Below are 24,272 nucleotides of genomic sequence, written 5' to 3'. Positions count from 1 at the left end.
ACACAGAAATCGACAAATTCCTTTATTTTCTGTAAAAATGGTACTAAAGGTAGGGCACTTCATTCTGAACTAGTTCTATTAACCTATTCGTATTTAAAAAGTCAATACAACCTTGCAAACCTCATCTTTATTGTTAATGACTTCTTCCAGTGCTGCTTTGATATCAGTAAATTCGAAGGTATGTGTATGCATTTTTTCAGGTGTAATGGCACCCGATTCTAGTAATTCGATGACATGTGGGAATCGATAATTGTTCAGACGTGATCCAACTACATCGACACCTTTTTTTGTAAAAGCGACTTGTGGAATTTCTGATGGTTTGTTACCAGTCCCTAATGCGACGATTCGACCTGCAGGAGAAACGAATTCCAATGCCTCTTCTAAACTTCTCGGTGAGCAAACAGAGTCAACAATCACGGGTATACCCTCTCCATCCGTAAACTCGTTAATTGCTTCTGCTAGGCTCTCCTCAAGAACATTTACCACTCGGTCTGCACCCATATCTGTTGCACGCTCCAAACGGTTGTTCACAAGATCCGTCATGATCACTTCTGCTCCGCGTGATTTAGCCACCTGCATTACAGCAACCCCGATTGGACCCGAACCCATCACCAACACCTTGTCTCCTTTTGTGATTCGGCCACGTTCATTCACCTCAACGCCAATTGAGTATGGTTCAACAAGAGACACATGAAGTGGATTCGTCGTATCCTTGTTTACCTTATAGGCATTTTCTTCGGTTGTTTTTACATATTCAGCAAATCCGCCATCACGATGTACACCTGTTACCTCAACAGTAGAGCAAACATTGTGGTGACCAGTTCGGCAAGCGTAACAGGTTCCACAGCTATTGACATTATCGACAGCGACTAAGTCGCCCACTTTAACCTTCGTTACCCCGCTGCCAACAGATTCCACAATCCCACCAAATTCGTGACCGATTAATCGTGGATATGTCGCAAGCGAGTTTGAACCATTGTAGATCCCCACATCTGAACCGCAAATCCCACCAGCTATGACTTTTATAATAACGTCTTTCCTGTCAGTAATCTCTGGCTTTGGAACCTCCTTGACTTCCACTTCAAAGGGTTTATTTATCATGATTGCTTTCATATCTCATCCTCCTTATTGAGTCGTTAGACGTCTGTATACTTGTCGACAACCTATATTTTTAAAAAGTATCTTAACAGGTGTACCGCACTGAAAGTCGTCATGTGCCTTTCCGTTGCTATGCCTGTCTTCAGATACTTATTGTCCTTTTGAAATACTTTTTCCAACACTATCAATCATATCTTCAAAGTGCTCATTTAAGATTTTATTAATTTGTTGGCTGTCCTTAGAACTGAGGTATTGCACGATAGCTCGGTGTTGATTTAATAAAGGTTCGATTTCATGGGCATTCGAAGAAAACCTTTTTTCAGTTGCAACAAGCATGGCCGCATATATGATTTGGCAGATGCTATTCCACAAATGTAATATTCTTTCATGTCCTGTATCAATGATAATAGTCTCATGGAATTGCAAGTCATAATAGGCAAACTCCATATAGTTTCCGTGCTTTGCTGCCATTTCCATTTTATCAATGGTAACAGAAAGCTTTTGAACCGTTGTTTCACAATCATCCGCTAAAAGTTTTTTAATCGCAAAGTTTTCGATGAGAATCCGTACATCATATAACTCACTCATTCCTTTAGGGGTTAGACCTTGTACAACAGCGCCCATTCTTTCAAGTCGAATTAACCCCTCGTGTTGTAGGATTTTGAGCGACTCCCTTACAGGCGATCGACTTGTTCCAAATTTAGAAGCTATTTGGTTTTCTGATAACGTCTCACCATTTTTAATCGTACCTTTTATAATTTCTAAGCGAAGCTCATATGCTATTTTTTCTCCCAATGAAGCACCGGGTAAATCCGTAACAGACTCCAAATATCTTCCCACCTTTCAATCTTCTATCTTTAGGATAATTTAAAGAATTTCCTTTCGCAAGAGGTGTTCAAAGCGCTTTCAGCCTATTTTTCTACCAATAGGTCCTATCGTTCATTCCAAAGAACTTTGACAACAGCCTTTTTCACTGGCTTCGGTGCACTTGTGTACATCCCTGGCATATGAGCATCCTCTGGTGTAAAAAGAGCAAACATGCCTTCCTTCACAAGGAAGCGGTCCTCTGCTACAGTCTCTAAGAAGTAAAGATCTTTTTCCTTCAACTCTTCTACTACTCTAGTATTCTCGACATTTGTATAACCCATTTTTTCCTCACCACGAATGATATACTGCACATCGGCATAGCGAGAATGACATTCAAAACGCGCTTCTTCACTGCTCTTTGTTTCATATTCATGAATTTGGATAAAAACATTATCGCCATCAATTTCGTATTCCCCTACAGGAAGTTCCGTAAGGTCTGTTTCGCGTAAATAATCGAGTGCCATTTTCAAACGTGGTCGCACACCTTCATACAAATGTGCATTTGCTAATTTATCAATAATCACAATGATTCCTCCAATACGAAATCGCCATTAATCTTTATAATGACTCTTCACCAATTCTTCCATGACTTTACTTGTCCTTAATGCTGTTTCACCCGTGCATGAGCAATTTGCATCTACACCTGTTAGTTCCGCAACGAGGGTTTCAATCAACGGCTGATGAACGTGCTTTGGCTGTTCAAAGCTCCATTCCTGTGTGCCTTCTGAAGTTGTAAGTAAAATCGGATCATTGCTAAAAGTGGAAAAAGAAATCTTTCCTTTACTACCAATAATTTCATTCATATCTACATTTTCAAAGGCGGAAAAGCACCAGCTACCTGTTCCATGGACGCCTGATTCAAACAAATAAGTCCCCGTTACAATATCTTCAGCTGGGTAATGTCCAGCTTGATTGGACGCAAAGCCCTTTACATCTGTGATCGGTCCTAGTAAAAAGTCCAATAAATCAATGGTATGGCTCGCTAAATCAAAAAATAATCCTCCACCTGCAAGTTCCGGTTGAACACGCCATGGTAGATTATCCTTATCTAAAACATCTTCAGCTACCTTCTGGTATTGAGTCGTCTTCACAAATCGAACCTCACCAATTGCATTCGATTCAATCAGTTCCTTGATTTTCAAGAATCTTGGCATTGCCCGACGATAAAAGGAAACATATAATGGTACTCCTGCTTCCTTGCAGACTACGATCATTTCCTCACATTCTGCACTATTTAACGCCATTGGTTTTTCTACGTAAACAGGTTTTCCTGCTTGTGCAACCTTAATCGCATATTCCTTATGTGATGCAGGTGGTGTCGCGATATAGACGGCATCGACCTCAGGGTCGTTGATGAGTGCATCCGCATCATCATACCATTTTGGAACATTATGACGCTCTGCATAATCCTTCGCAAGCTCACCCGTTCTACGCATAACCGCAACTAATTCAGAGTTCTCAACCTTTTGAAACGCAGGCCCACTTTTCACTTCAGTGACATCCCCGCAACCAATAATTCCCCAACGAACACTTTCCAAAGCCATATTAGATTAACCTCCTTATTGGGTCAGAGGGACAGGTCCCTTGTCCCACCAATTTTTTCCTGGGACGAGGGACCTGTCCCCGCGTCCCATTATCTACCCAGATAGCCTCCGTCGACTGCTATTGTAAATCCGTGCAGATAGTCGGATGCATCTGAGGCTAAGAAAATAGCAGCACCTTGTAAGTCTTCACCAGTCCCCCAACGTCCTGCTGGAATCCGGGCTAAGATTTCCTTATTGCGTGTCTCGTCCGCAATTAACGCTGAATTCATTTCCGTTGCCATATAGCCTGGAGCAATACAGTTCACATTCACACGATGCTTTGCCCATTCATTTGCCAATGCTTTTGAAAATTGCATGACCGCGCCTTTACTCGCTGCATAAGCAGGTACCGTAAAGCCACCAAAATATGATAGCATCGAAGCTAAGTTAATAATCTTACCCTTCCCTTGTTCAATCATATGCTTGCCCACCTTTTGACAGAGGAAGAAGACAGCATTTGCATTGACGTCCATAACGAGATCCCAATCTTCTTTTGGAAACTCCACAGAAGGATGTCGACGTTGAACTCCGGCATTATTAACTAGAATATCAATTTTGCCCATTTCTCCGATGATTTGCTCAACTAAGCCGTCAAGTCCGTCCACATCACCTAGGTCGTATGAAATTCCAATTGCCTTCACACCTTGGCTACGGATTTCTTCAAGTGCTTCTTCTTTTATCTTACGCGCCACGACGACAACATCTGCCCCAGCACTTGCTAACCCAACGGCAATGTCTTTACCTAGGCCACGCGTACCACCTGTAACAACAGCTACTTTTCCGGTTAAATCAAATAATTTATTCATTTTCCTCACCTCACTCGAAATGGTACATGACCTTGACAGCATCAGATGGAGTTGTTAACAGCTCAAACCCCTTTTGTGCTTCTACAGGAGGGAGGACATGTGTAATGATTTTTTCAAAGTTTGGATCTTTCGCTACTAATTCAGCTGCGATTTCAAAATCTTTATGTGTATAAACACGAACAAATCGAATCGAAAGCTCTTTGAACATTCCTTGCTGCAATTGAAGCGCAGCAGGCTTTTTATAGGAAGCAACAATGACAACTGTGCCTCTTACTTTTACAACCTCAGTCACTTGACTTGCTACTGCAGGATGCCCTGCACAATCAAAAACAAAGTCAAAACCACTGCCGTTAGTTTCAGCTGATACAACTTCTTTCACATCTTGGGTGAGCGAATGGATCGCTGTGAAACCAAGTTCCTCCGCTTTTCTAATACGGTCAGGATTTGTTTCAACAATCACAACTCTACGTGCACCTAGGTTCTTTAATGAGAGAGCTACGCATAAACCAATTGTTCCAGCTCCGTAAACGAGGGCTTCATCTCCTGGTACAAATCCAGCCTGTCTTACAGCATGGACACCTACTGCAATTGGCTCCATCAGCGCACCCAGCTTTAGGGAAACACCTTCAGGTAGTGGGATAATCTTATCAATCGGAGCTTGCACATATTCGCCCATGCCTCCGTCGCAGTCGATTCCAACTAATTGTAATGTTTCACATACGTGGGCTTGACCAGATTGACATGGTGGACATGTACCACAGCTTAGTAATGGATTCACTGTTACTGGGGTTCCTGGCTGTAGGGTTGGATGACCACTTACAATCGTGCCGGAAAATTCATGTCCCGGAATAAGGGGAGCAGCAGCACGCGGATGCGTGCCGCCATATATAATTAAATCTGTACCGCAAATGCCAGCGTGTGAGGCTTTAATTAAAGCCCAGCCTTCCTTTACTGCAGGCATTTCTTTTTCTTGGACATTTACTGTTTGAGGTCCTTCATACACAATAGCCTTCAATTCTAGCACTCCTTTTTCAGTCATAACTTAGATGAATCTTTATTTACTCATACAGATTAAAGTTTCATAGATTTACAAGCCGAACAAACTTGGAAGCCAGAGTGAAAGTTGTGGAATATATGTGACTAGCAATAAGGCTATAATCAATACTCCAAAGAATGGTAGTAATGGCTTAATCACATTTTCAATTTTCAGATTGGCAACCTTAGCCCCTACGAATAAAACGTTTCCAACTGGTGGTGTAATGGTTCCAATACATAGGTTCATAACGATCATGATTCCGAAATGAACAGGATCCATTCCAAAGTCCATTACAATCGGTAGAAAGATTGGTGTAAAAATAAGAACCGCAGGAGTTGGGTCCATAAATGTTCCAACAATTAATAACACAATATTCATGATTAATAGAATAATAATAGGGCTATCCGTTAAAGATAATAGAGTATCGGCAATTAGGCCTGGAATGTTCGTAAAAGCCATAACCCATGACATAATGGACGAAACTCCAATCAACAAAGTAACCATAGCAGTCGTTCTTGTTGATTCTAAAATAATTCTTGGTAGATCTTTGATTTTAATTGCACGATAAATGAATGATAATAACAGAGAATACACAACCGCAATCGCTGCCCCTTCAGTAGCAGTAAAAATTCCTCCGATTATCCCTCCGATTACAATAACAATCAGTAATAAGCTTGGGATGGCATCAAGAATAGTCTTAAGTGCTACTTTTAAAGAAACTCGCTCAGAGCTTCGGTATCCATGTTTTTTTGCAACAACAAATGCAACAACCATACAGGCTAGTGCCCAGAGAATTCCAGGAATATATCCACCCATGAACAACGCTGCAATCGATGTTCCACCACTCACGAGGGAGAATACGATCAATGTGTTACTAGGAGGAATAAGCATTCCGGATGGTGCCGATGCAACGTTAACCGCTGCAGAGAACTCACGCTTATATCCGTCTTTTTCCATTTCTGGTGTTAAAGAAGTACCAACAGCTGCTACGGCTGCTACGGCAGATCCACTAATCGAACCAAACATAGCATTAGCTAATACGTTTGTCTGTGCAAGAGACCCTGGCATACGACCACTCAATACTTTTGCACAGTTTACTAATCTTGTAGCAATTCCTCCATTATTCATGATTACCCCGGCTAAGACGAAAAAGGGGATTGCAAGTAATGGGAAGGAATTAATTCCTGTAAAAAGACGTTGGGCTGATGTGAGCATTCCATTATCAAAATCAACTATTAAAAACATTGCCAATACTGATGGAACCCCAACAGCGATACTAATAGGCGCACCGAGAACCAGTAGGATAATTAGCCCTATCAACATAATCAGTGCGGCTTGAATGACGACCGGATCCATAGTTTATCTCCTTCCTACAAAAGAAGTTATTGCTGCTGCTCTTCTAAAGTTTGCTTTTTCGCTAAAATTAAGTAAATACAATTAATAGCATAGAAAATAATAAAGGCACCACTTATTGGGATCCCTACATATAAATAACCCATTGGAAGCTTAAGACTTGGGTTAATCTGATTCCATGCTAGTTCAGCGGCATTGCCTCCACCTTTGACAAGAACAATCGCAGCAAATGCGATGATGACAAGCTGAATGAATAATTCAACACCTAGTCTAAGTGGTTTTGGAAACTTATCCTTAACAAAGTCCATTGCCATATGTCCATTTTCCCCAAACAAAAATGCTGCGCCAAACAGTCCGAGCCATACAAAGCAGTATTTCGCAAGCTCTTCTGAAAAAGCACTCGGGTCGTTAAAAATGAACCGGGTGATAACTTGCCAAGTTACAAGTACTACCATGGCCGCGAACAAAATAATGCAGATTACGCTTAATATTTTGTCTAAAATGCTTTTTATGAGTTTCATATAATCACTCCATTATTTATTCCGCATTAACTGGCAGTACCCCTTATATTTGAAGTATTCAATGTGAAGATAAAGAATAGGGGGATTAGCTGCCCGATTAAGAAGAACAAAGACTACGAACACACATCATGTGGGCTTATCTAACATCCAGCAGGGATAGCTCCCCACTGGATGATGTTTCACTTTATTGAGCCAATTCGCGTACCTTTTCATATAGATCTTTTTGGAAATCATTTACTAATTTTTCTTCTAATAATGGTGCAACTGCATCTTGGAAGATTGTAATATCAACATCGTTAAACTTAGCACCTTGCTCTTCTGCTGCTGCTTTTGCTTCTGCAACGAACTCAGCGAATAATTCGAATTCACGGTCGAATGCTGAAGTAAGACCTTCTTTTAGTAACTTTTGATGCTCTTCAGACATACCTTTTAACACATCTGCATTAATCATTAAGTAGTCAGGTACCATTAAGTGTTTTGTGTAAGAATAATATGGTGCAATTTCAACGTGCTTTAGGTTGTTAAAAATTAACTCGTTGTTTTCTCCACCTTCAAGAACACCTGATTGAATAGCTGTATACACTTCACCTTGACCCATTGGTGTACCAACGCCACCCATAAGTTCCATCATTTGAATATTTGTATCAGATTCCATAACACGTATTTTCATACCTGCTAAATCTTCAGGTGTATTAACTGGCTTCTCACTGTTGTATACGTTACGTACTCCACCGTGGAATCCACCTAGAACGGTTAAACCATTTCCTTCTAAAGAAGAGAATAGTTCTCCTGTTACATCAGGATTGTTCAGTACAGCTTGTTGGTGTTCAACAGAATCAAATACATATGGTAAGTTAAACACTACGAAATCAGGATTTAGGTTTTCTAATAAGCTTCCTGGTGTGATTGACATTGCCACTGTACCAGATTGAACTAACTCAAGAACTTCACGCTGTGCGCCTAGTAATTCGTTTGGATAAATTTCAATTTTATAAGCGCCATCTGTTTCCTCGTAAAACTTTTCACTGAATTCTTCCATCGCTTGATATTGCGGGTGGTTTTCTGGTTGGTTAAAACCTAGTTTTAATACTTTTGTATCTTTTTTGCCTTCTGAATCTCCACCGGAAGCTGAGTCTGAGCCGCCTCCTCCACACGCTGCCAAGAATGACATCATTAGGATTGCTACTGCAAGAATTGAAAATAATTTAAACCCCTTTTTCATTTTCCTTCACTCCTATATATTTAAATTTACTTACTACCTACGGTTAGTTGTATCAAATGCGCCTTGGCGTATTTGCGCCCGATTTTTTTGGATCTTGATCGAAAACTTTCCTTTGAAAAATCGTGGCATCCGCCGGAGGCGTTAACTTTATTCAGCCCAGGTTAGCCACTGCTGCATTCTATACATTAATTGCATAAATCCATAGTTAAGAAATATGAGTTTTATCCTGAATAAAGTTAACAGGGTAATGAACCTGCTCCCCATTTAAAAATCGGACTGTTTCCTCTGCAACCTTGCGTTTCAACTCAACTGCTGCTTCCTCTGAATACCAAGCCATATGTGGCGTAATCAGGAAGTTTTCGTGTCTCATTAAGTTGGCGTCTGCACTCATTGGCTCAGACTTTGCCACATCAATGGCCGCTCCAGCAATCCAATTTTCTTCAAGCGCGCGATCTAGAGCATCCTCATCAATGATGCCGCCACGGGAAACATTGACAATATAAGCAGAAGGCTTCATAAGTTGAAGCTCTTTTTCACTAATTAAGTTTCTAGACGTGTCAAGTCCACAGTGGATCGACACCACATCTGATTGTGTAAGTAATTCTTCAAGTGAAACAAACTCGACAAAGTCTGGATATGTTTCTTTTTGATTAATGTCCGTAACAATCACCTTACAGCCAAGAGCATGTACCTTATGAGCAAAGGCTGTACCAATTCGACCAAGGCCGATGATTCCTACCGTTTGTACACTGTGGCGGTAGACCGGAATACTTTTTGAATAATCCCATGTACCAGCTTTAACAAGCTGATTCATGAATGGAATTTTTCGCGTTAACGCCAACATTAAAGCTAATGCATGGTCCGCCACTTCATTCGTGCCATAGTCAGGCACATTACAAACCTGAACGCCATATTTTGTTGCCGCTTTCAAGTCAACATTATCAACACCAACTCCGTAGCGTACAACAAACTTCAAATCTGGTAAACTAGCAAAAACTTTTTCCGTAATCGGTGCATACTGGTTAATAAATGCTACCGCACCCTGACATTGGTTAATCACATCATCCTCCGTCTTACACTGAAGCAATTCAAATGAATAACCCGCTTTTGAAAATACAGTTTGCTCTGCATCGAAATTATCATGATCACAATCTGTAATAATTACTTTTCTTTCAGTCATGTTGTCTACTACACCTCCGCAAATTTCACCATAAATAGACCGTAAACGCTGTCAATTATGTGAATTTTCAATAACGTTATGTTCATGCTTCTGCTGAAAAAGGTAAAAGTCTTACAGACTCTTAACCTTTTCCCAAACAGAATCGTCGGCATGAATGCCTTCTGTCTTACTTCTTTCACGAGCTGATGCTTGACCTTCACCAGGATATCGTACTGTCGTACCTTCTTGTATTGGAGTGCTATTTCTAAGTTGGTCTACAGTGCCTTGGATAATTGACTCCATTTGCTCCTCTGTCATAAAGCGCTTTGGATCAAACGCCATGAAGATTTGTGAACATCCTGTACAGCTTCCTTGATTAATTTCATCCATCATAGCTGTTGTGTTACCGTTTGCAAGAACAGATCCAAATAAATCTAGTAAAATCGCAAAGCTGGAACCTTTCCAGTAACCCATAGGCATAATTCTTCCAGAATCCTCAATCTTACCTGGGTCTGTTGTCACGTTACCTTCAGAATCAAATCCACCAGCAAATGGTAGCTGTTTTTCAGCTAGACGTGTTACTTGGATTTTACCCCAAGAAAATTGGCTTGCAGCCATATCTAGCAGGAATGGACCTTCTTCTCTCGGAATCCCCATACAGATTGGGTTGTTCCCGATATTTTGATTTGCAGAACCCCATGCTGGCATACAAGACTCTGTATTCGTCCAGCTAATTCCCATTAATCCTTCATTAATCATATCCAGAATATATGTACCACCGCGCATCCAGTGTGTTGTATTACGTAAAGCCACAATTCCAACACCATTTTCTTTCGCTAATTCAATCGCGCGCTGTGACGCTTTTTTCGCATTGATAATACCAATACCACGATGTCCATCATATTGTTCAACAACACCAAAACTGTTCACTAGTTCAAGCTCAGCATCAAGATTGATCCAACCCTTTTTAACGTAATTCAGAAAACGAGGAACACGGTTCAAGCCATGAGATTCAATTCCATCTCTACTGTTTTCCGTATGCACCTGTGAACAAAGCTCTGCTTGCTCTTCGCTAAGACCATTTCGTAAAAATGCTTGTTTAATTTCATGCTTCATATCCTCAAAAGCAATATACATAAATATATCCCCCTCTTTGTTTTCTGCACTTAGGATCCTTTTGTGGACCCTTTTATTGCAAGAAAATGGTTTTTTATTTAAGTAAGCCCTTACATTGCGGTTAAAAAAATATAGTTTGGCCTACTTGGTAAATCTTAAAATACATGAGTACTTGTATACAAGTATGCTAACATAGGGACAGTAAAAATAGCAATCCCCTTTTTTAGAAAATTGCAGAAATTATTTTATTAAAAGTTTTGTTAGAAACAAAGATTTTTACCCACAAAAAAACAACCCATCAAATGGATTGTCACGATTTTCTTACTCGAATAAAAATTCATCATCTAGATTTGGGCCATTGATTATCTCATCGTATTTCTCGAGTTCTTCCTGAAGGACTTTTTCGAGTTCTCTAAATTTCGTCGAGATGCTGCTTGGCGACACATCAAATTCTTCCGCAAGTTCCTCATGCGTAGAAAGACCTTCATACGGATAGATCATTTCAAGCATATAGACCAAAGCTGCCTCATAAATGCCTGTTTTGATAATCCTTGGGTTTTTGCGTTCGCAGTATTTATGCCATAGTGAAAGTCCAATTCCTACGATTTCCTCGTCATAATCGTACTCTTTCATCCGAATCTGAAACATTTCGGCGACCTCTCGCTGTTTGGAGGTCTGCCAGTGGTAATCATCCGCCGTTACTTTCGCCTTTCCGAACATAAAAACCATGAATACATCGATAAATTCATTGGACATAAACTCAACTGGACTGGTCTCACTGCTTTTTTCAAAGAGTTCAAGAATCATGTTTCGCATATCGCCCGCATATTCCGTTGGCAATTCAAGAAATGTCGGGAAAAAGATTGAATTCGCACCTGCAGGCAACAACGTTCCGAACACAAAATAGCCTGCCTCCACATCTGTTTCCATCTCATAAATTCGCACTTGATGCTGCTCACCCGTAAAAATATCCTGAACCTTCATATACGTTCTTTGCTCATCAAGCTCTGTCACGGTATATGCAGACGGTCTTGCAGCCTTCCATCTCTGTAAAAGGTCGCGTGTTCGTGGGCGGCTATATTTTGGACCGTAAATATCAACATACTCTTCCAAAATCGTTTTTCCATCAGTCGGAATCGAACTAATGATCCAAACGCGCGAAAAGAATGAAAATAAATCATAGACATCATCTGGAAGCTCATTAAAAATATCACTATACTGATCCAGAACGTCATCAAAAAACTCTTCATACAAATGGATGGCGTACTGGAACATATCATGTTGGACATCGTTCAGTTCATTTTCAACGACTTGATCAATGGAAACAACCGTAGTCCGTCCGCAGCATCTTTTATACTTTTTTCCACTTCCGCACGTGCACTGGTCATTCCGTCCCGCTACCTTCATGAATTTCATTCACCCTTCTCTGTTATCCTATGACACTATCATATCACATCTTCTGGATATATCAGTGGGTGTTGTGGCCAATTGGCGATAAATTCATTCTATTGTTAATATTTCTTATCTTACCTGTGAAAATCAGCATTATTATACTTGCTATCGGCAATGGTAGATGATTGTTTTTATTAAAATAAAGACAATCTAATAACTGGAACAAAGATTTATGGCTAATAATTAAATTTTATGGCCAATAAATGATTTTTTCGGCCGATAATCGAAAATTATGGCTGATAAACAGAATTTATGGACGATAGCGCTTCGCCTCAAATTTTGCGAGGTAAATGCACCGGGGATTTACTGTCACTAATCTCAAAATACTATCACTATCCCAGAAATACTGTCACTGTTTTAAATTTACTGTCACTAGCCGGAATACTGCCGCTATTCCAGATTTACTGCCACTAATCTCAAAATACTGCCACTAGCCCAAAAATACTGCCACTAATCAAATTTTACTGCCACTAGCCCAAATTCGCTCCCACTACCAAAAAACCGAATGCCACAAAAGGCATTCGGGTCTTCAATCTAAACCTGGATCTTCAACGTTTGTCCGATACTGAGTATGTCGCTTGTTAAGTTATTGGTTGTTTTAATGTTTGCAACGGTCGTGTTATATCGCTTGGCGATACCATACAAGGTTTCGCCGGATGCCACAGTGTGAACCACAACGTTTGTTGGGACTTTTAATACTTGCCCAATGTAGATCATGTCCGATGTTAAGTTGTTGGCATTTTTAATGGCGGTCACGGTTGTGCCATTTTTAACAGCAATTCCTGACAGCGTATCGCCCGCTACAACTGTATAATTCACCATATACACAGGTGCAGTTGTGCTAGGTTCAGGCGCAGGAGGTGGAGTTACCACATTTGCCTCGTCCGTTGGAATCCGTAAGACTTGGCCAACAAACAGTAAATCTGTCGTTAGGCCATTGGCTTCCCGCAATTCGCTTACGGTTGTATCGTTTCGATTGGCAATTCCCCAGAGTGTATCGCCTGCCGATACGGTGTACGTTTTATAGTTTTGAGTTGGCCCCGTATACACTGGTGACACGACAGGAACGGTGTTTGGCAATGTCGTCGTGTAACTGTTCCAGACATTTTTATTTTCCTGGCCTAGACTCCAGTTGCCGACACCACGAATATTATATTTGCCGACGAGCTCAAGCTTCTTACTTATGGACTCTTCATTTTCAAACCATATCGTATAAGTGCCCGGAGAAAGTGTCGTGCCGTTTATTACGGTCACGGGATCGCCTTTTTTAATCGTGATAATCGCTTTTGGCGTTTTACTCACTTCGTCAAATACAACGTTACCATTATAGCGATCAATCATCATCTGGACCTGCGTGTTCGAAATTCCGTAACCGCCATAGCTTTGACCCTCAATCCAATAGCGTCCAAAATGCGCAATGCCAAGGACAATTTTATCTGGCGCTACATTTTGCGCGAGCGCATACTGGATTGACTTTTCAACCCACGAATAACTTGCGACTGACCCAGGGTCTCCTCCCTGATAGCTCTCATCGTACGCCATAATCATGAGATAATCGGCATACTTCGCAAGACTTGTGTAGTCATATGACCCATGCCAGCCTGCTGTCCAGCCATTTGGATTCGCTGCCACCGCAACTGAAACTTCCTTTGTCGGTGGGATTTTTTCACGCAACAATCTTACAAATTCCGTATAATTTGCACGGTCAGCATCCGTCACATTTTCAATATCTACATTGACACCATCCAAGTTGTAGCGCGCGATCGCATCGGCAATTTGCTGAGCCGCAAGCTCCTTGTTTGCAAGCATGGCACGACCGACATCACGATTCCAGTGATTACTTAAAAACGGAACAACACGAATTCCTTGGCGGTGCATTGTCTCGACAAAATTCGGATCTACCTGGTAAGTAAGTTTCAGCGTTCCATCCGCGTTAATATCAAAATAACTTGGCGACACAATGTTTACCGCATGTCCTGTGGAATTTACCGTACTCACATACTGCTTCGTATTACCAAAATACATGTACCCAAGATTGACAACTTCACTCGCCGTAATCGGCAGGCGCAATGTCTGATTCGGCTGTATCGTACTACTCGTCAAATTGTTTAGCGACATCAATGCATCAACGGTTGTATTATAGCGCTTTGCCACGGCATACAAGGAATCGCCCTGCGTAACTGTGTATGAACTTAACGAAACATTCGTCACCTCACTCTTATTTCCAGCGACATCGGTTTGGATAACAGATGCCGAAGCAACCTTAGAGACATTGTCGACAAATATATCTAAGGAATAAAATCCATTTTTGTCTGCATTCGCAATTCGCGTTACCAGCACCTTCTTATTGGCATCAAAGAGGGAAACCTCCACCTTTGCATTTGCCTCAGCGGTTCCAATGACGGTATAAATGTACTGCAGGTTTTCATAACGGAAGCCATTTTTCGTTGCGATTGCATTTTCAACCACCGTATCCTTCACAATTGTTGTCGCTTCAACGATGCTTCTATTTCCAGCACGGTCAGTTTGTCGTGCTTCAAAGGTTAATGGCCCGTCCTTCAGCCCCGAAAGGTTAAAACTGGCCCGGAAAGCCCCGTTTACAACCTGAGCAGTCTGCCTCACCGTTGTCGTCCCATCGCTCACTACCATCTCAACAGTTGCGCCTTCTTCAACGCTTGAGCCCGTAATTGTAAAATTGGACATGTTCCCGCTGTTGACATAGACAGGCTTATTCGTCACTACACCGGCCGGTGCTGCTGTATCTTTTTCTAGCGTAAATGTTTGCGCTTCACCAACATTCCCTGCGTTATCTGTCGCACGGAAAGTAGCCTTGAGTTTGCCATCCCTGAGCGTACTTAGGTCAAAGATTTCCTCAAATCTGCCTTCGCCATCCGTTTCAATCTTTTTGGTAATCGCATTGACACCATCGGAAATTTCAACAACGACTGTGGCATGTGGCTCCACAACACCTCGAATTGGATACACCAAAACATTATCTGAAAAGATCGGCAGAGGTGTTTCCATCTTAATCTCGTCTGGTCCCACGGTATCCTTGATCAAAGTCTTCGTCACTGCAGGACTCACATTTCCTGCTTGGTCAACCTGGGTTAATTCAAACGACAAATCCCCATCTAAAAACTCCGTTAGGTCAACTGGCACACGGTATTCCCCGTTTTCATCTGTAGTTGCAGTGACCATTTTTTCCTGTCCATTGCCGTTAAAAATGCGAATTTGGATGTCCGTGTTTGCCTCTGCTTTTCCGAGCAGCTCGTAGTTCGCCTGGTTTTCTGTGGTGATGAAATGATCGTTGTGAAAAATGGGTGCAGTTGGCGCCTCGGTATCTTTATCAACCGTAGTATTGCTGGCATTACTTGTAATACCGGCAGCGCTCGTTTGGAACGCCGTAATCGTGAGGCTTGTGTCTAGCAAGGTGCTCACATCAACTGCGATATTGTACTCACCGTTTTCGTTTGCTGTTGTAGATGTGATAATATCAGGATTCACCCCATCAGACACTGTGATATCAACGGTTGTACCTGGCTGTGCCATACCAAAAATGTGATAACTTGATGCATTTTTACTATTAATTATCTCGGTATTGCTAATCACTGGCGGCGCAAGAGTCGTTTCCTTGATTAAGGTCGTTTGCTCAATTTTGCTACGATTTCCGTGCTCATCGATTGCACTTGCCGTGATAAAAATTTCCCCATCATTCAAGTTGCGCAGGTCAACATTGGTCCGAAACTCACCACTGTCGTTCGCTACAGCTTTTACTGTTATCTCAGGGTTTACCCCATCAGATAGAACAATTTGTACAGTGGAACCTGAGTCGGCCATCCCAACCAACGTATAGCTATTCGCATTTTGTGTCGTAACCGTTTGCCCTGTATCAAGTACAGGCTCACCTACGAAAGTGTCTTTTGTTACGGTTACCTGCTGCTGTTGCGAACTATTTTGAGCTTCATCAGTGGCGGTTGCAGTAACCATGATCGCTCCATCCTTTAGACCTGATAAATCTAAATTTGTCCGAAACTCACCATTCGCACCTGTTGAAGTCATCGTTTCTACGGCTGTGTTCACACCATCTGTGGCGCGAATCGTAATGGTTGAGTTTGGCTCCGCTGTTCCTGCAAATGTATATCCGTTCGCATTTTCATTCGTGATGCTCGCAAGTTCCTGAAAAACGGGTGCATCAATAGTGGTATCTTTTTTCACTGTTAGTTTTGTTATACCACTTTCGTTACCAAATGAATCCACGGCCTTTGTGGTGATTGCAATTGGGCCATCACGCAATTGACCAAGGTTAACTAACGCACTAAATTCTCCTTTTTCATTCGCCAGTACCTCAGTGGTAATTGGTGTATTCACTCCATCAAAAAAGACAATTTGCACTCGCGACGCAGGCTCAGCCGTACCTCTTACAGGATAAGCAGACGTAGATTGACTATTGATGATTTGCGTATTAACCATGGTTGGCGCATCTATTTTTGTGTCTTTTTTAATGGTTTGGATTGCTTCCGTGCTCTTGTTTCCTGCTTCATCCGTCGCTGTTGCTGTGATTGTTAGTGAGCCATCCTGGAAACCGGAAAGATCAATTCCTGTCTGAAACGCACCATTTCCATCTGCTTTAACCTGAATCGTCTTTGGCTCGTTAACTTCGTTAGTTATTCGAAGCGTTACTAACGCGTTTGCCTCGGTCGTACCCGTCACCTTAAGATTTGATTGATTCGTTGTTGAAACCAATGGAATTGACGCAAGTGTAGGCACGATTGGTGCAGTAGTGTCTGCAGGCGGTGACTCAGGCTCTTCTGGTACAACGGTTGGCTCCTCTGGTGGAGGCAACGGTGCTTCTGGAGCATTCACCTCCCCCGGTATCGCCAACACCTGGCCGATCGATAAATTTGTTGAAGATAAATTGTTTGCTGCTTGTATATCGCCTACCGATACGCCAAATCGTTGCGAAATACTATATAAAGTATCGCCTGCCACAACCGTATACGATGTAGCCGGAGCTGGATTTGTCGGTGCAGGTTCTGGTTCAGTCGGTGTAGGTGCCGTTTCCTCAGGCTGTACTTGGCTCGTCGTCCCTGGAACCTTCAATACCTGCCCAATGCTAAGCACATTTGTCGTCAAATGATTAAGTGACTTCAACTGATCAACGGTCGTACCAACTTTTACAGAAATCCCATACAACGTATCGCCCGCTTTAACCGTGTAGGTTGATGTTTCCGTCGTTGGTGCCGGTGTAGGTATAGTTTCTCCGACGGGTGGTGTTGCAATTGTCCCTTCTGTCGGCGGTGGTGTTGCTACTGTCTCTTCAGCTGGCGGTGGTGTAGTCGTACTTGCCGCCTGGAGTTGCGGAATTCTCAGTTTTTGGCCAATCATCAGCATGTCAGATTTTAATTGGTTTGTACTACGAATTTGGTCTACTGTCGTGTTATATCGCTTGGCGATACTATACAATGTATCGCCTGAGCTTACAGTATATGTAAAGAACGGTAGCCTTAGTTGTTGACCGACAAATAGCATATTTGATGTAAGGCCATTGATTTTTTTGATTGAATCGACCGATACATTGTAACGAGTTGCAATCGAGTAAAGCGTATCACCCGCTTTTACTGTGTACATATCATAGACGGACTGTGTTTGCCCACTAGTAGTTTGCGCCCCCACATTTGGCGCGGTTGCTCCTAAGTAAAAAGTGGTGATTAGCATCGATCCCGCTATCACCTTTGCCATCCTAACCGGCAGGTGCGGGAATTTTTCTTTTGCAAGATGACGAATTTGTGTGTTCAGTTCCTTTCTTTCCTCATGAATATGGTTGCCAAACTCAGAGGCAAACTCTGTCATATGAGACTCCACATAGACAACTAGTATATATTCATTATTATTTTTTTCTAGCTTATACCCTCGAATCTCCAAACGAAACACCTCCTAATCAAATGCGCCCTGGCTTATTTGCGCCCGATTTTTTAGGCCCACACGATGTGGGTCACAAAGACGTTGCAACAGGATGTTGCGCTCTTAGTCTTTGGTCTTTACTCGAAAGGTTTCCTCTAAAAAATCGCGGCATCCGCCGGAGGCCCGTTATTCAGACAGATTCGAATCCACTGAATAACGTTGATACTTCTCGTCTTAGTTTCTCAACTTCCCTCTTATTCATTCCTTTTTTTAGACTTTCGACCAGTTTACCCCTATAAAAAACACCCGACTCATCCAAGTCAGGTGTCTGCTCTCTACGATATATTTTTCTTCGTATCAAATGGTGGTTCGGCCTTCATGCTTTGTGGCAGCATTTGAATCGAGTCTATGACACTATCAAGCTTTGTTTCGATTCGATGCAGCAGATAGAATGTCACGACGACTGGAAAGCCAACCTCCTGGATAAAAGGCAGTAGCTGATCCACCCCATTTTCCTCCTTTCTAAAAGTAAAGCCAACTCTCAAAAGAGAGCTGGCTCCAATTTCATTACAATTGAACTTCTTCAACATTGCGCTCTACAATACGTGCGCCTTTTTTTGCTACAATTGGTCCACCAGATGTTAGGAACGCATCCGTCGCTACGATTAAATCCATTGCTGCATTGACAGCTTGTACATCTACTGGTTCCACTGGATTTTCAATCGAAACGGTTGCTGTTTTCCCACCCAAATTCGTAAACTGCATTTCTAGTGTTTTTGCCATTCGTTACTCCCCCTTTCTTAAAATTCAACATAAAGATTACTCTGCAGTGCCTACTAACATAAAGCTATCGTTACGCTCAATGTCAGATAGTTCTAATGTTTGAAGACCGATGATTGCTGTTGCAACTGCATGTAAATCATCCGCAGATACAGAAGGGTTAATGTTGTTATAGTTTTTGTTTTTATAGATAAGCTTACCCTTACTGTCCACACCGTTTTCAAACACAAGACGTAACTGTGTATCTAGAATCTCTTGTTTTGCTGCCATGTCCCTCACCTCCTTTACACTATTGTTATAGAGGGGGAAGGGGCAAAAAGGGGCATCATTTAAAAGAAATTTAGGCAAAAAAAATACCTCCACTAGGGAGGCCAACAAAAATATATAACAAAGGGGGGGAATACATTATACAGCATGACCCCTTTTCACCCATCTTATACCTAAAAAAGAAAAAATTATTGGAGGTCCCATTAAATTCCCCCTATTGGCTCATACTAATCGTACATTTGCATGTCGCTGAGGTGTACGTATGATATCTATTTTTATGTCTGAACTCAATATTGCATACTCTCTATTTTCCATTTTCATTGCGCTTTCTGCGAGCATCATTTGCTTTGATATCGCGTTAAACCTAGTCCCGAAGTCTACTAAACGAAACGAGATCATTTGGCTTCTACTCGCTACCCTAACCTTTAGCCTTGGAACCAAGACAGCTTATGTCGTCGGAATTTCTGGTCTTTTCGAATTTTCTACTGTGAATTTTCGGATTGCGGCATTCTGTGTATCTTTTATGGTGATGTTCATAACGAGCTTTTTAGGATTAAAATTACTATTAAATCGGAATACTCCGTATCTTGTACCGGCAACCTTATTTACAATCGGAAACAGTGCTGCCTATTTTATCATCATCGTATCAAACAGTGCCTTCACTCTGTCTTTTTATAATAAATGGTTTTTATTTAGCGTGCTTACTAGCCTCATTCTTAACACGGTTGCCAGCTACCTAGTTAAGCAGAAACTACTTAAAAACCATTCGGTGAAAATAGGATTAATCGGTGTGTTATTTGGAATTTCCATGATAAGCATTCATCTGCTCTCGATAAAAGGACTTCAGCATGTGATAACATACGATGATCAAGTCTATACGAGCAATGTTATTGTGCCATTCCTTTTATTAAGTGTATTTTTGTTTATGTTCATTGCATTAATCGGCAATAGGTATCATCAAAGACTACTTGCTGAACAAAGAAAATTAGCAAGTCAGGAGCGCTATTATCGCTCCCTCTATGAGTTAAATTCGCTTGCAATTATCATGATGGACCTTAAGGGAACCATTATTGATTTAAATCTAACTGCAGAAAACCTTGCAGAGATGAAAAAAGAAGAAATGATCGGAATGCATTATCTACAATTCATACCTGAACATGACCAAGCATTTGCGAAACGGCAATTTGAGAAAACGTTGACAGGTGAAGTGGTTGAGTATGAAGTTCAAATGTACAATTCTTCTGGTGAAATCATAGATTTAACTGTCAGAAATATTCCAATTTCTGTCGATCATAAGATTCATGGAATCTACGGGATGATTAAAGACATCTCAGAAGAAAAAAGAAATCTGGAAAAGGTTCAATTCATGGCTTATCATGCCCCCCTCACAAATCTGCCGAACAAACGAAAGCTTAGTGAGGATATGGCCAAAAACATGGCGGAACAAATCCCTTATAGCCTTGTATACCTTGATTTAAATGAATTTAAAAAGACAAATGACCGCTACGGACATTTAGCTGGAGATGCTGTTTTAGTTGAGGTCGCCAACCGACTTAGGGAAACAAAGGATCACGGTGCTGCCTATCATATCGGTGGAGATGAATTTGCCGTTGCTTTTTCAGTTGTGAATAAAGAAACGCTAAAAAAAATGGTCATTCAAATTGCAGATAAAATTCGCCTGCCGATCACCTTTCAAGAGTTTACTTTAGAGGTTTTTGCTAGTATTGGGATTGCACGTTTCCCATTTGATGCTAGAAACGTAGAAGAATTACTTCAGAAGGCAGACCTTGCGATGTATGCATCAAAGGAAATTGACGGAAGTGACATTGTGTTTTATCACGAAACTCTCTTAAAAAAGGTCGAGGAACGCTTTCTTCTTGAGCAGAACTTAAAAGAAGCCCTTGAGAAAAATCAATTTGAGCTGTATTATCAACCACAATTTGAAATCCAAACAGGCACTTTTCGTGGCGCAGAGGCTTTATTACGCTGGAATCACCCTGATAAAGGTTTGGTTAGTCCAGATGTCTTTATCCATGTGTTGGAGGAAACAGGCCTAATTGTAGATGTCGGTGAGTGGGCGATTACTCAAGTGTTAGAATCGATTCATTCATGGGCAAAAGCAGGTTTTACGATCGGAAAAGTTTCGGTAAACATCTCAGCAAAGCATTTTGAAAAGCAGAATCTCTTTCGTTTTATCCAGGATGTGAACTCAGGAGGAACTGCCTGTCTCAGTTGCTTAGACATCGAAATCACAGAAAGCGCCTTACTCAATTTGGAAAAATCAATTGATCATGTCCTGCAATTGAAGAAACTAGGAATCAGCATCAGTCTTGACGATTTCGGCACAGGCTATAGCTCCCTTAATGTACTTCACCAATTGCCAATTGATTTTGTGAAAATTGACCAATCTTTCATCAAAGCATTTAATAAAGACGCTAAAAGCATCATCACAATGATCATCCAAATGTCTAATAATCTGAACGTCAAGGTCGTCGCCGAGGGCATTGAAACAAAGGAACAACTCGACTTCCTCATCCAAGAAGGCTGCAGCTATGGCCAAGGCTACTATTACGGCAAGCCACTCCCAAAAGCAGAATTCGAAAAAAAATGGCTAAAAAAATAAGTGGGTCACAGGGACAGGTCCCTTGTCCCACCATTTTTTTACAATAAGGGTGTGTTTCTTAAGTCCCACCAAATATAAAAAATGGTGGTCCTCTTTGTAAGAGACCACCCCCAAAATCCGATTATAAGAAGAGCTGTGATAGAAGCTTTATCCAACCAAAAAACGCGATCCACAAGGGAATGCTCAATGTTGTTCCCCACACCATACCAACAGCTAATTGATTCGTATTCTCTTCCATCACTTCGCCCCCTTCATTTCTCTTATGAACATTATAACGGAAAAATGATAACGTTTTCATAAAAACTTACCAACAAATTATGCCAAAATAATTCAAAAAGGAGCTTTCGCGTTAGACCCAAAGCTCCCTTTTAGACGTCGTTATCGCTGTCGCTCCTGCCTCAAGTGCTCTTTGGACATCGTCTTTCGTCCGAATGAGACCACCTGCTAGCACTGGAATGTTCAATGTTTCTTTGACCTCTTTAATCATCCAAGGCATGGCTCCTGGCAGCACCTCAATGTAGTCGGGTTTATTTTTTCCAATCAACTTATAGCTTTTTTCAAGAGCATGCGTATCAATTAAAAACATCCGCTGAATCGCAAAAACTCCCTTTTGCTTCGCCTTTAGGATGACACTTGATTTTGTCGAAATCAGCCCATACGGTCGAAACTCCTGGCAAATAAATTCGGTTGCATACTCATCACTTTTTATCCCCTGTACCATATCCACATGATAGATCATCTTCTTCCCATGTTCCCTTGCCATTCGATTAATATTTTTCAGCTGAGCGATGTGAGTTTCCGTGAAAATCCCAATTTCATATTTGCTTTTTAAAAAGGACTCGAATTCCTTCATCGTTGTAGACGCGGGCAATATCTGTTGATCCAACTGTCTCACCTCTTTCTTCCGTCTTTTATAAGTAGTATACACTCCCTTCACCTATTGAAAAACAGCAAAAAAAGACCCTACTCACACTGGAGCAGGGCAAAAGAGAAAAAAGTCTACAGGTAAAAAATTTATAGTCAAATGTAGAAAACTCCATTCCCTACATTAACTAACAAGAATGAATAACTAGTTTAACATGAAATTATCCAATGTAGTATTTTACTATAATTATATACTAACAATGTATTAGAAAAATGTATATTGGGAAAATCGATGTAATTTTATAGCGATTATTGGGGTATTTTTAGGGTAACTTTCCTAAAACAGGCCTTTTTTGATGATATTTGTCTAAAAATGCATAAAAATTTTAATTTTTTTCTACAAGTTTCCACATTTTATGCAAAGTGGACATGCTATCCTATAACTATAAGTTTCAGATAATTCTAAAATTAAGACAGTAAATAGAGATCACTATTAAGATTAGGGGAGGAGTTCTAAAAGTGTCTTATTATACGTTTAAAGAAATCTGGACACCCTTAAGTATCATCGGAGTTCGCTTTTACAAACGACTCCAAGATCGGATTTATTTCATACGAGTCAAAAACGGTCCACGCCGTCCATTTCTAACCCGATTCAGTAAAACCAGCGCTAGAGTTTAAGCTCTAGCTTTTTTTATTGTCTGAGGGACACAGGGACAGGTCCCTTGTCCCACATGCGCGGGACGAGGGACCTGTCCCCCTGACCCATAAAGTTATTCTGTTCTTGTACTAGGACAACTTTCCGAGGGCATATCCATATTAGTAAACAAGCTTAAGGAGGCTTTTGTTTATATATGAGACGACGACGCGGCGTGCCGATTCAACTGATCCTAGTTTCAGTTGGGGCCATTCTGATTGTGATTCTATTTTTTTCAATGTTTCGTTCATCACCGGAGGAGGATGCAAAGGAGATTGTCCACTCCTTTTATAAATTTGAGCAAGATGCGGATTTTGGCAGCTCATGGGAATTGTTCCATCCCCTGATGCAGGAGCGGTTTGAAAAAGCCGACTACATCCAGCAGCGCAATCATGTCTTCGTGGGTCACTTCGGGACCGATACCTTCAAATATACGGTAGAGGAAGTTGAACATCTCAAAAGCTGGCAAATGGCCAAAAACACTAAAACTTTTCAAGACGTCTATAAAGTGCCCATCACCCAAACATACAAAAGCGCATACGGCACCTTCACCATCCACCAAGACGTCTTCGTTGTAAACGAAAACGGCAACTGGACGATTTTGTGGTCGTATCATTAGGGGTGGTGACTGAACCACGGGGCCGATTCTCGTCGTTTTCGCATATGGCGGACAGTGTGCGAAGGATGAAGGACTCTATCAGGAGATTTCGCCGCGCTTATAGGGACTCTATGAGTCTCTTTTTTGCTTGAAAATGCCTCATCCCGAGGGAACATTTTTTGTCAGGGGCAAGGGACCTGTCCCCGCGACCCACTGGCAACTCCGAACCATAGTGGATTTTGGGGTATCGGACAAAATTGTGAATATATCGGACAGAGTTTCCCAGATATCGGACATTGCCCGAATTTTATCGGACATAACTCTACTTATAT

19 protein-coding genes are annotated in these 24,272 nt (G+C 41.4%); 2 read left to right on the top strand and 17 right to left on the bottom strand.

The window, feature by feature from the left end; genetic code table 11:
• Positions 1 to 93: 93 nt before the first annotated feature.
• The 16 genes from AC6CHV_RS24310 to AC6CHV_RS24235 all read right to left on the bottom strand — a co-directional run bounded on the left by AC6CHV_RS24310 (position 94) and on the right by AC6CHV_RS24235 (position 19,164).
• A complete protein-coding gene (locus AC6CHV_RS24310) occupies positions 94 to 1,113 on the bottom strand; it encodes a zinc-binding dehydrogenase (protein WP_498079834.1) in 1,020 nt (339 codons plus the stop codon).
• A gap of 135 nt (positions 1,114 to 1,248) precedes the next feature.
• Complete coding sequence (locus tag AC6CHV_RS24305) at positions 1,249 to 1,926, bottom strand: FCD domain-containing protein (RefSeq protein ID WP_498079833.1); 678 nt, start codon at positions 1,924 to 1,926, stop codon at positions 1,249 to 1,251.
• Positions 1,927 to 2,030: 104 nt separating this feature from the next.
• A complete protein-coding gene (locus AC6CHV_RS24300) occupies positions 2,031 to 2,489 on the bottom strand; it encodes a YhcH/YjgK/YiaL family protein (protein WP_498079832.1) in 459 nt (152 codons plus the stop codon).
• A gap of 27 nt (positions 2,490 to 2,516) precedes the next feature.
• Positions 2,517 to 3,509, bottom strand: a complete 993-nt coding sequence (locus AC6CHV_RS24295; RefSeq protein ID WP_498079831.1) for a Gfo/Idh/MocA family oxidoreductase — start codon at positions 3,507 to 3,509, stop codon at positions 2,517 to 2,519.
• Between the two features lie 89 nt (positions 3,510 to 3,598).
• Positions 3,599 to 4,354 (bottom strand): glucose 1-dehydrogenase, encoded by a 756-nt coding sequence (locus AC6CHV_RS24290; protein WP_498079830.1) that lies wholly within the window; start codon positions 4,352 to 4,354, stop codon positions 3,599 to 3,601.
• Between the two features lie 10 nt (positions 4,355 to 4,364).
• Positions 4,365 to 5,369, bottom strand: coding sequence for an alcohol dehydrogenase catalytic domain-containing protein (locus AC6CHV_RS24285; protein ID WP_498079829.1), 1,005 nt, complete (start codon positions 5,367 to 5,369; stop codon positions 4,365 to 4,367).
• A gap of 72 nt (positions 5,370 to 5,441) precedes the next feature.
• On the bottom strand, positions 5,442 to 6,746 hold the full coding sequence (locus AC6CHV_RS24280) for a TRAP transporter large permease subunit (RefSeq protein ID WP_498079828.1): 1,305 nt from the start codon (positions 6,744 to 6,746) through the stop codon (positions 5,442 to 5,444).
• A gap of 26 nt (positions 6,747 to 6,772) precedes the next feature.
• Positions 6,773 to 7,264, bottom strand: coding sequence for a TRAP transporter small permease subunit (locus tag AC6CHV_RS24275; RefSeq protein ID WP_498079827.1), 492 nt, complete (start codon positions 7,262 to 7,264; stop codon positions 6,773 to 6,775).
• Positions 7,265 to 7,448: 184 nt separating this feature from the next.
• Entirely contained in the window at positions 7,449 to 8,486 is a 1,038-nt protein-coding gene (locus AC6CHV_RS24270; RefSeq protein ID WP_498079826.1) for a DctP family TRAP transporter solute-binding subunit, read from the bottom strand.
• Positions 8,487 to 8,691: 205 nt separating this feature from the next.
• Positions 8,692 to 9,666: an NAD(P)-dependent oxidoreductase gene (locus tag AC6CHV_RS24265; RefSeq protein ID WP_498079825.1), complete on the bottom strand. Its 975-nt coding sequence runs from the start codon at positions 9,664 to 9,666 to the stop codon at positions 8,692 to 8,694.
• Positions 9,667 to 9,777: 111 nt separating this feature from the next.
• Positions 9,778 to 10,782 (bottom strand): 3-dehydro-L-gulonate 2-dehydrogenase, encoded by a 1,005-nt coding sequence (gene yiaK, locus AC6CHV_RS24260; protein ID WP_498079824.1) that lies wholly within the window; start codon positions 10,780 to 10,782, stop codon positions 9,778 to 9,780.
• 300 nt (positions 10,783 to 11,082) lie between these two features.
• Positions 11,083 to 12,177 (bottom strand): SEC-C metal-binding domain-containing protein, encoded by a 1,095-nt coding sequence (locus AC6CHV_RS24255; protein WP_498079823.1) that lies wholly within the window; start codon positions 12,175 to 12,177, stop codon positions 11,083 to 11,085.
• A 570-nt stretch (positions 12,178 to 12,747) separates the two neighbouring features.
• Positions 12,748 to 18,135, bottom strand: a complete 5,388-nt coding sequence (locus AC6CHV_RS24250) for a LysM peptidoglycan-binding domain-containing protein (protein WP_498079822.1) — start codon at positions 18,133 to 18,135, stop codon at positions 12,748 to 12,750.
• A gap of 314 nt (positions 18,136 to 18,449) precedes the next feature.
• Complete coding sequence (locus AC6CHV_RS24245; RefSeq protein WP_121449195.1) at positions 18,450 to 18,620, bottom strand: YvrJ family protein; 171 nt, start codon at positions 18,618 to 18,620, stop codon at positions 18,450 to 18,452.
• 61 nt (positions 18,621 to 18,681) lie between these two features.
• The gene (locus AC6CHV_RS24240; protein WP_341333184.1) at positions 18,682 to 18,897 is read right to left on the bottom strand and encodes a DUF2922 domain-containing protein; all 216 of its coding nucleotides are present in this window, start codon (positions 18,895 to 18,897) and stop codon (positions 18,682 to 18,684) included.
• A gap of 36 nt (positions 18,898 to 18,933) precedes the next feature.
• Entirely contained in the window at positions 18,934 to 19,164 is a 231-nt protein-coding gene (locus AC6CHV_RS24235; protein WP_121449197.1) for a DUF1659 domain-containing protein, read from the bottom strand.
• A 259-nt stretch (positions 19,165 to 19,423) separates the two neighbouring features.
• Between AC6CHV_RS24235 and AC6CHV_RS24230 the strand changes: the two genes are divergently transcribed.
• A complete protein-coding gene (locus tag AC6CHV_RS24230; RefSeq protein WP_498079821.1) occupies positions 19,424 to 21,784 on the top strand; it encodes an EAL domain-containing protein in 2,361 nt (786 codons plus the stop codon).
• Positions 21,785 to 22,133: 349 nt separating this feature from the next.
• Here the strand turns inward: AC6CHV_RS24230 and AC6CHV_RS24225 are convergent, their stop codons facing one another.
• Positions 22,134 to 22,670: a glycerol-3-phosphate responsive antiterminator gene (locus AC6CHV_RS24225; RefSeq protein WP_498079820.1), complete on the bottom strand. Its 537-nt coding sequence runs from the start codon at positions 22,668 to 22,670 to the stop codon at positions 22,134 to 22,136.
• A gap of 829 nt (positions 22,671 to 23,499) precedes the next feature.
• Here AC6CHV_RS24225 and AC6CHV_RS24220 point away from each other — a divergent pair.
• Positions 23,500 to 23,961 carry a hypothetical protein gene (locus tag AC6CHV_RS24220; protein ID WP_341333187.1) on the top strand — a complete coding sequence of 154 codons (462 nt, stop codon included), beginning with the start codon at positions 23,500 to 23,502 and terminating at the stop codon, positions 23,959 to 23,961.
• Positions 23,962 to 24,272 lie beyond the last annotated feature (311 nt).

Source organism: Ferdinandcohnia sp. GQ5 (assembly GCF_059759275.1).
This window is presented reverse-complemented; position numbering and strand designations above follow the sequence as displayed.